At 42.1% G+C, this 14,443-nt stretch carries 7 protein-coding genes; 6 read left to right on the top strand and 1 reads right to left on the bottom strand.

From position 1 onward, the window contains the following. The first annotated feature begins 22 nt into the window (after window positions 1–22). The 6 genes from F7734_RS37850 to F7734_RS37875 all read left to right on the top strand — a co-directional run bounded on the left by F7734_RS37850 (window position 23) and on the right by F7734_RS37875 (window position 13,265). The gene (locus tag F7734_RS37850; protein WP_155749603.1) at window positions 23–3,979 is read left to right on the top strand and encodes a hypothetical protein; all 3,957 of its coding nucleotides are present in this window, start codon (window positions 23–25) and stop codon (window positions 3,977–3,979) included. Window positions 3,980–4,326: 347 nt separating this feature from the next. Next, window positions 4,327–8,883 carry a hypothetical protein gene (locus F7734_RS37855; RefSeq protein ID WP_155749604.1) on the top strand — a complete coding sequence of 1,519 codons (4,557 nt, stop codon included), beginning with the start codon at window positions 4,327–4,329 and terminating at the stop codon, window positions 8,881–8,883. 265 nt (window positions 8,884–9,148) lie between these two features. Then, a complete protein-coding gene (locus tag F7734_RS37860; RefSeq protein ID WP_155749605.1) occupies window positions 9,149–9,775 on the top strand; it encodes a Rossmann-like fold-containing protein in 627 nt (208 codons plus the stop codon). Between the two features lie 31 nt (window positions 9,776–9,806). Beyond that, on the top strand, window positions 9,807–10,487 hold the full coding sequence (locus F7734_RS37865) for a hypothetical protein (protein WP_155749606.1): 681 nt from the start codon (window positions 9,807–9,809) through the stop codon (window positions 10,485–10,487). Window positions 10,488–10,544: 57 nt separating this feature from the next. Continuing rightward, on the top strand, window positions 10,545–11,504 hold the full coding sequence (locus F7734_RS37870) for a radical SAM protein (RefSeq protein WP_155749607.1): 960 nt from the start codon (window positions 10,545–10,547) through the stop codon (window positions 11,502–11,504). Window positions 11,505–11,513: 9 nt separating this feature from the next. After that, the gene (locus tag F7734_RS37875) at window positions 11,514–13,265 is read left to right on the top strand and encodes a contractile injection system tape measure protein (protein ID WP_155749608.1); all 1,752 of its coding nucleotides are present in this window, start codon (window positions 11,514–11,516) and stop codon (window positions 13,263–13,265) included. An 83-nt stretch (window positions 13,266–13,348) separates the two neighbouring features. Here the strand turns inward: F7734_RS37875 and F7734_RS37880 are convergent, their stop codons facing one another. Then, window positions 13,349–14,419, bottom strand: coding sequence for a WG repeat-containing protein (locus F7734_RS37880; protein WP_155749609.1), 1,071 nt, complete (start codon window positions 14,417–14,419; stop codon window positions 13,349–13,351). Window positions 14,420–14,443: the final 24 nt, after the last annotated feature.

Below are 14,443 nucleotides of genomic sequence, written 5' to 3' on the forward strand. Positions count from 1 at the left end.
ACTAACAACTAACAACCAACAAATGACGGAATATCTCAGTATATCGAAGCAAAAACCTGAGTTCCCGCCTTATCTGAATTTCCAAACTCTGCGGGATATCGGTATTACCCACTTACAATCTCTATCTGGTAAACTCTGGACTGATTATAATCTCCATGACCCAGGTGTCACTATTCTGGAGGTACTTTGTTATGCGGTGACGGATTTAGGCTATCGCAATAATTTAGATATTGAGGACCTTTTGGCTCTCAATCCGGGTGATACTAAGAGTCGAGAAAATAATTTTTTCACACCGGATCGCGTCTTAACTTGTAATCCTGTCACGGAGTTAGATTTACGCAAGCGATTAATTGATATTCCTGGGGTGCGTAATGCTTGGCTGCAAAAGGTGACTCATTATCAGCCTGCTATTTACGTAAATTTAAAGAATAAAGTGTTGCAATATACTCAACCGGAAGAGAAACCGCTACCTTTAAATCTTCGGGGGTTGTATACTGTCAGTCTAGATCTTGACCCGGAATATCGTAAGAATGCTTGCGGACAGCTTTATCGTTCTTGGGGTGAGACTTTGGATGAAGTTAAGGAAGTATTGTGTAGCGCTCGCAATCTTTGTGAGGATTTTGATGACATCCTTATTCTAGGTGAGGAGGAAATTGCTCTGTGTGCGGATATTCAATTAACGACTGATGCTGATGCTGAGGATGTGTTGGTGAATATTTACGTGCGAATACAGGAATTTTTATCGCCGAGATTGCGCTTTTATACTTTACAGGAGTTGCTGGATAAGGGTAAAAGTCCGGCGGAAATCTTCGCTGGGAGACCTACTGTTTTTGAAAATGGTAAGATACTGTATGAAAGTCATGGCTTTATTGATACTGATGAATTGGTTGCTTTGACTTTACCCAGTATTCTGCACGTTTCGGATTTATATAAAGAAATTCTTCAAGTTCCCGGTGTGGCGGCTGTTAAGAAACTTAGCATTGCTAATTATATTAATGGATTGCGTCAGTCTGTGGGACACCCTTGGTATTTGCATCTCACTGAGAAATACCGTCCCGTGTTGGGTGTGAAGGTATCGAAAATTAACTTTTCTAAGAGTACGCTACCGATCGCAGTCGATTTGGAGGAGGTGGAGCGTCGTTATTACGAGCAACAAGCGGCTTATATTAAAACACCACGCGATCGCCAAGAGTTGGATTTATCTGTTCCTAAGGGAAGTTATTATGAATTAGCCGATTATTATTCGATTCAGCACGAATTCCCGGTGACTTACGGTATCGGGGAAGAGGGATTACCTACAAACGTACCAGCATTACGCCAAGCTCAGGCTCTACAGTTAAAGGGTTATCTGGTATTCTTCGACCAGTTATTAGCTGGCTACTTGGCTCAACTCGCGCATATCCGGGATTTGTTTTCTTGGGAGACGGATGCTGAGCAACGGACTTATTTTACTCAGAAGATTGAGTTTCCTGAGGTGAAAGATAAAAAAGTTCTCTCGGATAACTATATTAATGTGTTGCATGAGGAAGTGGAAGTTTACCGCGATCGCCGCAACCGTTTTTTAGATCATCTGTTGGCGCGGTTTGCGGAGTCTTTTACTGACTACGTACTGTTAAATTATCAGATATTTGCGACTCATAACGATAAAGTTGACCGCGAAGCAGAAATTATTCGCGATAAAGCTAAATTTTTCCAAGATTATCCCGCCTTGAGTCACGATCGCTTCCGTGCTTTCAATTATTGCGATTGTGAGGCGGTATGGGATACCGAGAATGTGGCGGGTTTGAAAAAGCGGGTGTCGCGGTTGTTGGGTATTGACGATGTGCGTCGTCGTCACCTCAACCACTATCGCGTCAGCACTGACACGCGGAATTTGGTTTTGAGTGTGAATGTTAGTAATGATGAATTGCCATTAACCAGTCAGCAGCGTTATGCTACTTCAGAACAGGCTCTGGCTGACCGAGAAAAATTTTTGTTGTTTGCTCTACACGGCAATTTTTACCAGCGTCTGACTTATCAATATTATTATCATTACGGGTTGGAAGTCTTAGATACTGACTGTACCACAGTTTTAGTTAACAGCGATCGCTATTTTCCTTCCACCAAGGAACTGTTAGTTGCTTTTGAACCACTGCTGCAAAGTTTACTCACTCGGTTGTCAAATCTAGATGATACAGCATTGCAACAGTTGGTTGTCGTTCAACCCGCAGCCGAAGATTTGTTCTCGTTCCGCTTGCAAATTCCTGGGGAAAATTCTGAGGTAATTACCTTCACGGGCGTTCAACGCTATTTCTCCCGCGTCGAAGCTTTAACTCATGGGGTTACCAGTCTGCGACAAATTCAAGATAAACAAAATTACCGTAAAATTACCTTTGGTAAAGAAAATCAGTTAGGGACTGCTGAAAAATTTACTTACTACGGCTATGCTTTAATTGACGAGCAAAAAAAGGTGCTGGCGGAATATACTCAGCGTTTTTCTACCGAGTCCGATCGCGATTTAGCTTTGCAACGCTGGCTCAGTCACATCCAAGCTAATCAAAATGAATATAAATTAACGGTATTAACTTCCGACGGCTATGTGTTTGTGCTGACAGACAACGCTAGTTATCAACCCTTGCTGCGGAGTGTAAATTCATATAGCACAAAATTACTCGCTTGGCAAGCCGCAGAACAATTTGCCGAAAACCTGCGCTTCTGGAACCGCTACGTTACCGTACAGAACGGGAGTCTGGGAATTACCGACAAGACGGGTAATTTGTTAGCAGTATTTACTAACGATCGCGATCGCTCGACTGTTTTCCAGCGATTGAATGCGATGGAACCGTTTTTAGTAATTGCAGATGAGCGCTACCGTCTAGTAGATCGTCAAGGAGCTATTATGCTCGAAAGTATGGAAACATATAAAGATGTTAACACCGCTCGCGATCGCTTTTATCAAGATGTGTTAGGTGTATTGTTTGAACCAAACGCCATTCAATCAATAAACAGCAAGCAGGGATTTAGTTTTCGGATACTGAGTCGTCCTCGCGAGGATCGCAGTGCAGTTGCTATCCATCCTCAAACATACACCTCAGCCGATGCGCGGGATGAAGCAATCGAACATTTATTATTGTTGGTACGCACGGCGCGACTGCATACAGAAATCAAAACCATAGAGAAAAAACCATACATTGGTGAGATTTACAACCCAGAAAACCAGCTACTTTTACAAACAACACAGAGTTACACCACCGCCGATGATGCTTGGAAACAGGGTAACACCTTAATGGAATTGGCGCAGAAGCAAGAGAACTATCGGTTGATTGACAGCCAAGATAGTATTTACGGGTGGGAATTAACCAATGAAAGTAAAGACCAAATCTTTGCGAGTCAATACTATAACAGTAAAAGCGATCGCACCCAAGCGATGGAGTCCTTACAAACATGGACAAACGACGAAGGCTTCCACGTTCTGGAACACATTCTTCTACGTCCCAAAACCAAGCTACCTAACCTGACAGCTGGGGAAATTCCTACCATATCTGATGATTTTCTCCCTATTTTAGTGACAGAGGAGGATGCAGAAACTCAGCCAGATAACCCATACCGTTTAGCCAGACACGACCCCTATTCTTTTTGGGTCAGTATCATTATACCCTATTGGCCGGAACGCTTTCGTAATATTCCTTTCCGGCGGTTTGTGGAGCAAACTTTGCGTTTGGAAGCACCCGCCCACATCGTTCTAAAAATTGCTTGGGTAAACGTACAGCAAATGCACGATTTTGAGTCAGCGTATCGCAACTGGCTAGAGCAATTGGCGTTGGAAAGTTGTGAAAACGCCGCCTGCGATTTAACGGGAACACTCAACCGTTTGCTCGAAATTTTACCTAAGTTGCGGAATGTATATCCTCAAGCAACATTACATGACTGCGAAGAAAGCAGTCCCGATACTAACCCAGCGATTCTCAATCAGACTGCGTTGGGAACTGCTGGTGATTGAAAATTATGACTTTTCTGCCTGAAGATTACTGATTTAAATGAACCGCAAAGACGCAAAGAGCGCGAAGAGAGAGGAAAGAGAAGTAATTTCGACACAAACGAATTTAATATTTGCACCAAATTCCTCTCTCTCTTACTCTGCGTCCTCTGCGCCTGGAGCGGTTCAATATACAAAATAAATATGGAACAGCAGACTAACAACTAACCACTACTCCCTTTCCGCCATAAGATTACCGATCTTCTTCTCCTCTTTCTTCGTGCTCTTTGCGTCTTTGCGGTTTATTTAATTAGGTAATTTCCCTTGCGGGATAGGAGTAACAACCAACCACTAACAACCAACCACTAACCATGAACACCACCATCATTAACCCGATCGGTTATCCCATCTTCACCCCCAATCAGATTTTAACCAACAACGATCTCAATCGTGTTGTCACATACCTCGACAATCAGAATCGGCTATCTCGCGTTTATCTCATTGGTATGGGTATCGCATGCGGGATGGAAGTAAGCAGCACTTATCAAACAAATCAAGCGCAAATACACATCACACCAGGATGTGGTATTACTTCCGAAGGGTACGTAATTTCTCTAGAAGCCACCACCCTAACTCACTATCAAAGCGAACAGCCAGTCTCCCCAGTTTTATTTGCACCCAGTCAAGGAGAAACCAGTACTGCACCCTCCACCTACAAAGTTGTAGAACTGTTTGCAGAAGAAGGGAGTAGTCGCTTGGCTTTACAGACTGCTCCCGATGGAACTTCCCGCGATGAGACGGGGTTTGCTAGGTTTCTCTCCGAACAGACATTGGTAGTTTTATATGAACTTCAAGACCAACAGAGAGATTCTTGTTTGTTAGACTGCGATGATACAGGTAAAGATCGGAATTTCCGTCTGCGTTATTTCCTCTTACCCCGCGCCTCTGAAGGAAATCAGGAAAAACTCAGCGCTGAGAAGCTGTTGCAACAAGGATTTTTACAGGAACCTTTACCAGTACCATGGCAAAATTTGAGTGTTGAGGAGTTATTCACGACTCCATCTCATTTTTTCCAGAATTTCTTTCCTCAAGTACAACGCTTTGGTTATAACCAGGAAGCAAATCCTGTGGTGAGTTTATCCAATATTGTTGATTACAACGCTTTCCTCAAAGGTTACTATAACGTTTGCGTGGAAGCAATCAAGGCGATCGCTCATTCTTTCCCCAATCTTTTTCAACTATTTTCGCCTTTTTTCTCTTCTTTTCAGCCTCAACCTGCTGATTTCACAGGGCTCCAAAATTTATTGAATCAACGTCTTCACAACATTGTACCGGAGTTTATCTGGTCGCCTCAAGCCGATCCGCCGTCACAAGTTTCCCAAGTTGAAGCTCAGTATGCGCTGCAATATTTTTATGATTATCTCAGTCAATTGGTATCGGCTTTTCGGGAATTGGCTGAGCTAGCTTTTGATTTGATGGATGACTGTACGCCTGATATCCGTCGTTTTCCCAAATTCTTGATGCTGGGATTGGTACCACCTCCCAATCAAACACCGTCAGCCTACGCGCCAGTTTCTCCTTATCGCAGTCATTTTACCCAAGCTCCTATATACAACGGCAATCAATTGCGTGTCAAGCAAGTACGCTCTTTGTACGATCGCTTGGTGCGTCTGTGTGTGGCGGATAGTTTTTATCTCTTACCCTTTTTTGACACGCCTCTAAAAATTACTCCCAGTAAAGATCGTTCTTTTCCTCTCAGTCAACAAGCGATTCCCTATTATTTGAATTATCCTCAGTTATATCGGTACTGGAATTACGATGCTTACCGCAAAGGGCGAAGTCAGTTTCATCCAGCTTATTTCTACCCGATTGAGAGTTTTATTCCCAGCGACGATTTAATCTATCGGTTAGACGACTACTCATTTTATCGCATTGAAGGTCATCTTGGGGAAGCCAGTGCTGTGGCTTTGAAACGAATTCTGGATTACAAACAGCGTTACAATTTAGCCTTTGATGCGATCGCTCTGAAGATTGGCAACGAAGGAAGTTTTCAGGATGTGAATGTCTCCGGTGAATTTGATGACTTGAACGCCGACTTCGGACGAATGAAAGATACCTTTGAGAAACTGTGGCGCAAACACGAAGCCGAGTGGTTGCGGAATGTGTTTCTAAATACACTCAAGCGAGTTTTCTTTGATAAGGAGAATTTATCAGCGATCGCTTATGACCAATTATTTAACAAAATTGTCGCGGCTGCCAATACCAACGCCTGGGAATTTGAAGCGGTAGGTAATGGTAGATACCGTCTCTATATGCGAAACGACTCGGGTATCCGCATCGCTCGTTATTCCTTACCTAATGAAAATGATACCGTCATTGATTTCTCTGGATTAGCAGATGATAGAGTTAACCAAGAACAGCAGCGCATTGCGAAAGATTTATCAGCTTGTTTCGTGTTGGGTAAAATGACATATACGGTAGAGCGTCAGTCACCAAATAACCCCATGAGTTATTTCCTGCGGCTGTCTTTCACCGACGAACTAGATTTACCAATTAATCTCAATACCAATCAGCCAAGGGGTAAAGCTGCGATAAGTTTTCTGTCGCTGAATTTCTTCACCGTCAATTTCGAGTCAGATCGCCCGATTATCAACCAGCCTGAATTTCAAGACTTTGAAACTTTATATGGTTGGCTGCGAGATATTCCTGAAAACTACGCCACGGATAATGAATTAGCTTTTTCTATGGGCGATCGCCTAGCTGCTGATTTTCTCAACTATTTTGAATTAAAGGGGCTGATGACAGCTTATCAGCAACGCTTGCAACATCTAGAAGAACTGCGACTGTTTCACAAATTTGCTCAACACCATCCCGGTATGGAACATCTAGGTGGCGTCCCCAAAGGTGGTACATTTATTTTAGTGTATGTCGATGGTCGAGATTTAGTCGGGGATTTATTAAAAGCCGATCGCGATCCTACTTATCAAGCCCGTACTGAAGTCATCAAAAAATACGTCTCCCTACCAAATGCATCACCCGAAGAACAAGCAACGAGTCGGGAATTACTCAATCGAGAGGATATTGTCGTTGCTGATTTTTGTCTACCCTATCGTTGCTGTAGTGGTAGTCCCACCATCAGCTATGTGCTGACTCAACCGCGCCCCATTATTCTACTAGAAAAAACCACCTTCTGTGCGGGTGATGAAACTCGTTATGAATTTATCCTCGATCCAGTGGGGGGTTCACTCAAAGGTGAAGGTAGCTTTTTTGCTGATGGGAAATACTATTTTCAACCCAGCCGCATTCAACAAGCGATCGCTTCACAAGTCGCAATTACTTTTACCTACGTCCTAGAAAGTACCTACGATACCCTAAGTGTCACCATCAATCCTTTACCAGATGCCAGTTTCCAAGTCAACAGCACTTTTTGTATTAACGATGACCCAGTAGATTTAATCCCTGCTGAGCAGGGTGGGACTTTCCGCGCCCTAGATGGACAACAGGATATCACAGCGATCGTGCTCAGTCAATCAACGCCAATAAAATTTAACCCTAGTGCTGTCAACTTAGGTAATGCCAGTGAAAAAGCGATCGCCTTAACTTACACTATCACCAGTGACAAAGGCTGCACCAACGAGTCAACCCAACAAGTGCGGATTTTTGCCTTACCAGATACTAGTTTCCAAGTTGGAGAAGATACAACCAACTTCTGTCATAATGATGACCCAGTGGACTTAATTGCAAATCAAGCTGGTGGTACTTTCCGCGCCCTTGATGGCGAACAGGATATCACATCAGATGTCATCAATAGCCAATCAACGCCAATACAATTTAACCCTAGTGCTGTTAACTTAGATGATGAGGAGACTCAGAAAGTCATTACTTTAGTATACAAAATTACTACCACCCAAGGCTGTACTAACGAATCAAGCAAAAATATTACCATTTTTGCTCTGCCAAATGCCGAATTTCAAGTAGGAAGAAATGGCACCACATTTGATAATAACCATTCTCCCGTAGAACTCATTGCAAGCGAAGATGGTGGTACTTTCACTGCCTTCGATGGTGACGAAGATATCACACTGGATGTCATCAATAGCCAATCAAACCCACCACAATTTAACCCTAGTGATGTCAGCTTAGGTACTGAAAGCGAGAAAATCATCACTTTGGTTTACAGTATTACCAACGCGCAAGGTTGTAGTAACAGCTCCCAGCAAGAGGTAACAATTGTCGCACCACCAGAGATATTGAGCGCGATTCCCGAACCTACTCCCCCACCTGCATCCACAGAATTACCGATTCCCAACCCAGAAGTGACAACCTTAAATCTACTGGCGTTGAGCAACAATCAGGTTATAAATAGCACACAAATAGAAGGCGATCGCACCTTTAATCTCTCAGACTTCAACCCGAACAATCAATACAACTTTGAAGCAATAACCACACCAGCCACCGTCAAGAGCGTCATCTTCACCTACACCAACCCCAGTGGTACACAGAGAGTACTCACCACCGACACCGCCCCCTACCGGATGCCTAATAACTGGCAACCAAGTATAGGCACTCATCAAATTCAAGCACAAGCCGTGAGAGAAGTAAACAGCGATCGATTAGTCAGCACAACCCTAACCATCACACTGCGAATCGTTGATAACAGTAATAGCAGTAACACACCACCCAACACCAACCCAGACACAATATCCACCCGCTTGCAAAACCCATTTCTCAACCGAAGAGAAATTATCACGGCTACTAACAGTCAATCATCATTGATAAGCGATCGGCTATTTTACAGAATCAACTTACCCCAATTACTAGCCGTGAGTACAGCCATCATCATGGTATTTATGGGTTGGACATACTCAGCATCCAAACAGATCGAAAAACCAACCCCACCTGCAACATCATCCTCTCAATCCCGTTGATTTACAGCAGTTTTCACCTAAATGAACCACACCCTTTGTAAGGGCGCAAGGCATTGCGCCCGTTACTTATGTAAGCTCGAATATAACGGTTTTCACTTGAATGAAGTACAAATTTATCCGCGTTCGTCTGCGTTCATCTGCGGTTCCATAACTTTTTTATGTTATGCTATAAAGTTACGGTATAAACTTAAAATTCTAGAGCGAGTATAAAGATGGAGAGCATTGGGCAGTGCATGGCAAAATTAATCCTGAAGATACTAGGAGGATGAGAGTTTTAGTAGTTGGAGATAATACGTTTGAGTATAGTAGAACCCTTCGAGACAAGCCTGGTATGGAAGGAACTCACATCACTGCTACAGGTATTGAGTCGAAAGAAGAAGTAGAAGATTTACTGAAAAATGTTAACGATTCTAAACTGAAGAAATTTCCCTCAAGTCAGGAGAATTTTGAGGTTAGACATGGAGTTAATGCAACGCGCTTGCAAGAGAATTTTCCAAATCTTAGAGAAGAAAATAAATTTGATAAAATTATTTTCAATAATCCGCAAGCAGGTAAGAAAGGTGTTGATGACGTCGATTTAAAGACAGGAAACCTGATAGACGGTGTTTTGACGAGTTCTCCACAAGTCCTACAACAAGGAGGGGAAGTACATTTTGGTGTAACTAGCAGTACTAGAGCTTTAGGTCTCCTGAAGTTACAAGACCACTATCAAACAAGCCAGGAACAAGGTTTTACTGAAATAGCTGGAAGGAAGTTTGAGGTACGACTTGTTGATACTAAAAGGGATGAATATGAATTTTCTGTAAAATATCCAGCAAGACGGACAGAAGGAACTAAACTAAGAAATTCTCAAGGTCCATCATATTACTACATCTTTAAACTGTTAGCATAACTTGTCTCTTAGCAATTATTTGGAGATTGATATGACAAAACTTGGAACAAAGACTTCTATAGATGAACAATCAGGAAAATATTATTTTGCGTGTGGCTTCCTGTGGTGGGTTTTTCATGCATTTTATCGTTTGCTCGAGTCTATTGAAACAGATGATATTCAAGATAGATTAAACGAATGCGAACTTGAATTTGAAGAAGTGGGAAGATGGTTATTAGATGAATCAGGAAAAGCAGGGCTTGCTTTTCGGATAGAAAATAAAAATGTATCTATATTTGCATATATTGAGCAGTATGAAAAAACTATTATGAACTGGATTAGAGATCTTGATTCAGCTAGTAGAAACTTAAACCAAGGAATTGCTTCACAACATTACTATTTTTATTATTTAGAGTGTGAATGGTTGGTTTATATGCTTTCTGTCTTCGATCGTTTTGTGAAGACTCTAAATGTACCCGAACTTCTTCAGAGTTATTTAGATGCGAGTCTTCACTTTAAGGATTTATCTGATTGGTTGCAAGAGGAATTATCATCTGTAGCTATTAATTTTTTGAATCAGGAGGAGCTTGAAACATATAAATCGGAGCGGGAGAAATTATATGAAAAAATTGCTAATAGTTGGCGTTTAACTGTAATTTCTGCAACGTGTAACTCCTTAGCACATAGCGTAAACTTACACACTGATACCATACCATTTCCCTCTAACCTATAGCCTAAAAATGAATAAATAAAACCTCAAATAGTCTAAGATTAAAAGCTGCCAGGTCTCATGAGAAATGAAGTTGAAACTGGACAAACATACGAGGAAATTTACCAAAAACTTTTCGGTATATTACCTCCAAAATCAGTAACAATTGGTGAGAGTAACGCTAACATTATTAGCCAAGGGAGAGGTTTTATGGAAGGATTTGACCTCACTATGCAATTACAGGTTGGATGTCCTGGAGGTTGTCTGTTCTGTTATGTACCCTCTGGTACTCGGCTTACTCCAAATACAGTTCGTGGGTCAGACGGACAAGAATGGGGTTTTCAGGTTCGCAACAAGAAAAATGTCATTGCACAGTTAGAACGGCATTTGGAAAAAGGACATTTAGCAGATAAGACAATTTACTGGAGCGGTGTTACAGATGCATACGCAGCCCCTCCTGCAATAACACAAGCTTTATGGAAAAGACTTCAGAATTCTCCACCCAGTTTACGACCACGAAGAATCGTAATACAAACCCGCTTTAGACCCGATCGAGATGTAGGTTTAATAGCTGAATATAATCAATTGGCACAAGTAAGCGATAGCGGTCCGCCTGTTGTTGTAAGCTTTAGCCTTAGTACAAATAAAAATGAATTTATTCGAGCTTGGGAACGTGCAACTCCATTATATGAACACCGAATGCAGGCAATTAGAACTTTATGTGAGGCAGGCATTTTTGTTGTTCCAACACTTAGCCCATTTGGGCTGTGGGATGATTTAGAGTACACACTAAATTTACTGAAATCATGGGGCGTTAAATATATTACGTGCCTTTTCTTTAAAGAAAATACTCAATCTGCCAACACTCCATCTAAGTTTTTGGCATATTTAGGACATGAATACCCTTTCCTACTAAATAAGGAATGGCAAGATGAACAACTCAAGATTATGAGAAGTATTTTTGACAAAGTCATTGTTGGAAGAGCTGGTTTTTTATCATTATGCTCCCCTCACGAAATTATAAGTTCTGGTCAAAACTGAAATAACTTTATGCTAACGGAGCGACAATACGGACAACACCATATCATCGGACGCGCCCTACTAGAAATCAACACAGGACAACTAGCCGACGTATCAAACCTACAAGAACAAATCAGCCACCTGCTACACCAACAAGGTATCCCAGCAATGGCACAACTCTTTGAACAATTAGTCACAGCCGATGAAGTCGTGCGGCTAGATCGAGTCGTTATCGATTTAGGTGTCATTCATCCCCGACGTGTAGCCGATGAATTCATCCCCCATCTGATCGACGCCTTAAACCAAACTCTCCGCGATTATCTAGCAAACCGCCGCATAGCTACTGAGAGTTCCCTAACGATCGCCCAAAATCGCACCACCGCCGATGGGGAAATATTGCTATATTTTTTACAGTATGGTCGCCTTCCCTGGTGGGTGACGACAACTGACTGGCAAAATTGGTTATCTCGCTGGCAAACTGCCATGCAAAATGATACCACTTGGCAAGAACCAGTGCGAGAATTGCTCAACAACCCCACAGTCAGACAACGTTTAGTCGCACAACTACCAGAAAACTTGCGACACCAATTACTGCTGCAATTACAACCTACCTGGATCGGTTGGGCTGCTCTCCTCACCCAAGCACAACAAATCATCCAAGCTTTGAATTTTGATCGACGAAGCGATCGCCTCAACACACAAGCTTGGCTGTTAATTTTAGCAGAGATTCATAGCGATCGCTCACCCACAAGACCTTTACCTGCTGCTGTTTGGACTCGCCTGTGGCTGACTGTGCTTATCCAAACTTGGCAACAAGAAACCACTCCTGAATCATCTCCATCAGCAATTAATCGCCAACCTCCAACACAGCAAACAGAGTACCAGCCAAGATTTTCTCAGATAGCGTATCAACGCTTGCAAACTATCTTGACAGCAATTCCTTCCACCACCAGAACTCTCTGGTTAACAGCACTCGATCGAGTTCTTCCCTTAGCGGTGACGCAAACAACTACATCACCAGCCACGCCAGAGTCGGAACCAGCGACAACTGAACCCACCGCCGAAGATCGGGACAATGATGTTACACCCACAGCAGAAACTTCCGAAGCAACGGCTCAAAACCAAAATAATGCTTTGACAGCACGAACCAATGAAATTGTCAATAAAGATGAATTATCGGTTACACAAACTAATTTTTCCAGTCAAAATCTCACTCCACCGACGCTCTTTAGTCGGCTTAACTCCCGCAGTTCCATCTTGTCACCAGAGGAAGAAACTGTTGGGATTTACATCAATCAAGCTGGACTAGTACTTTTGCATCCGTTTTTGCCGATTTATCTTCGCAGTGTGGGGCTAGTAGAAGAGGGATGTTTCCGCGACCAAATGGCACAAGAAAGGGCAGTATACTTATTATATTACCTTGCAACGCAGCAAACTGATGCCCCCGAATATGAATTAGTATTACCGAAATTACTTTGTGGCTGGTCGCTAGATGAAGCGATCGCCCGTGAAGTTGAGTTACCTGCCACCGCCTTGGATGAAGGTGAACATCTACTACAAACTGCGATTAATTACTGGCAAGCCCTGAAAAATACCAGTCCCGACGGACTACGCGAGGGATTTTTACAGCGCGAAGGCAAACTTACCCGTAACAATAATGGTACTTGGAAACTCCAGATCGAGCGCCAATCCATTGATATCTTGCTCAGTCGTCTGCCTTGGGGATTGAGCGTGGTGAAATTGCCTTGGATGGATGATATTTTGATAGTGGATTGGATTTAATATGAGATTAGAAGCCTCCTGACTTCTTCTTGGAATGTTTGGTTTTGTGTTACGATGACGTCAAAGATAAGCAATCTCACTCCTTACAATTTAGAGTTAGCAACTACCTCACCATATCGGTTTAAATATAAATCTTGGGTTTCTCTCCTCCTGTCGGTCATAACTTTGGCAAGGGTAAGATGCCGATATTCTGTATTGTGGAACGGATCTTCAAAAAGCAACTGCCCCAAAAAGCTATCGATAAAGAGATACTGAGGTTCTAAAATTATTTCTCCTCTAATATTAATTAAGCCCCATACATTACCTGCCTTAAAAGGAGCAATTCCATCATTGAAATACCCTAAATCATCAAATTCAGGCTCTAAAACGTACTCTCCTTGTTGATTAATGACACCAAATTTTTTCCCCTTTTCCTTGACGATACATATTTCTTCATGAAAGCCAGAAGCATAAGAAACCTGTTTCTGAAATGCTAAAGAGCCTGAAGTATTGATAAAACCAAAAGCATTTTTATTGTTGCTACTTTGCTGAAGCTGAAGTTTCACAAGAGCAAGCCCATCTCGAAATCCTTGACAAAATAAGCCGAGAGCACAAGGAATTGTCTCTAATTTATTTCCTCGCTTATCAATAAAATATAAATCGTTATGGGTTAGGGTATTTCCTAGTTCAGATATTAGAGCATAACCATCATGAAAACGTCTTGCCAGTTGAAAGCGTAATCCCAGAGAATCATTTCCTGCTTTGTCAATATAAATCCACCAATTCTCTTTTGCGACAGCAGCAATTCCTTCACTAAATCCTAAACTTATACGATCGTTGATAGTATATTCAAAGTTAGAATCAATAACATAGTTTCCGTAGTAATCAATAAATCCAACCCGGCTTTCATCTTCACCATACTGAGCTAATCCTTCGCTAAAATGGGTGCAAGCAGAAATAGCTTTCAGAGGAATTACTTCATGTCCTTCACTATCAATAAATCCAAAGAGCCTTTGAAAATCGTCTGTAAGCTTTGCAACAAAACAGCGATTTTCAGCAAAGCGACCGACAAAATCATATTTAGGCTCAACAACTATTTCACCTTTTGAATTTATGAATCCATATTTCCAGTTTAGGGATATAGGATAAAGTACTGATGACTCTGTTGATTTCATCTAAATTAACCTGGCTGAGAAACA

The organism is Scytonema sp. UIC 10036 (assembly GCF_009725235.1).

Excerpts from the sequence above, each read along its gene's own strand:
- F7734_RS37850 (WP_155749603.1), top strand. The coding sequence starts at position 23 with ATGACGGAATATCTCAGTATATCGAAGCAAAAACCTGAGTTCCCGCCT.
- F7734_RS37855 (WP_155749604.1), top strand. The coding sequence starts at position 4,327 with ATGAACACCACCATCATTAACCCGATCGGTTATCCCATCTTCACCCCC.
- F7734_RS37860 (WP_155749605.1), top strand. The coding sequence starts at position 9,149 with ATGAGAGTTTTAGTAGTTGGAGATAATACGTTTGAGTATAGTAGAACC.
- F7734_RS37865 (WP_155749606.1), top strand. The coding sequence starts at position 9,807 with ATGACAAAACTTGGAACAAAGACTTCTATAGATGAACAATCAGGAAAA.
- F7734_RS37870 (WP_155749607.1), top strand. The coding sequence starts at position 10,545 with ATGAGAAATGAAGTTGAAACTGGACAAACATACGAGGAAATTTACCAA.
- F7734_RS37875 (WP_155749608.1), top strand. The coding sequence starts at position 11,514 with ATGCTAACGGAGCGACAATACGGACAACACCATATCATCGGACGCGCC.
- F7734_RS37880 (WP_155749609.1), bottom strand. The coding sequence starts at position 14,419 with ATGAAATCAACAGAGTCATCAGTACTTTATCCTATATCCCTAAACTGG.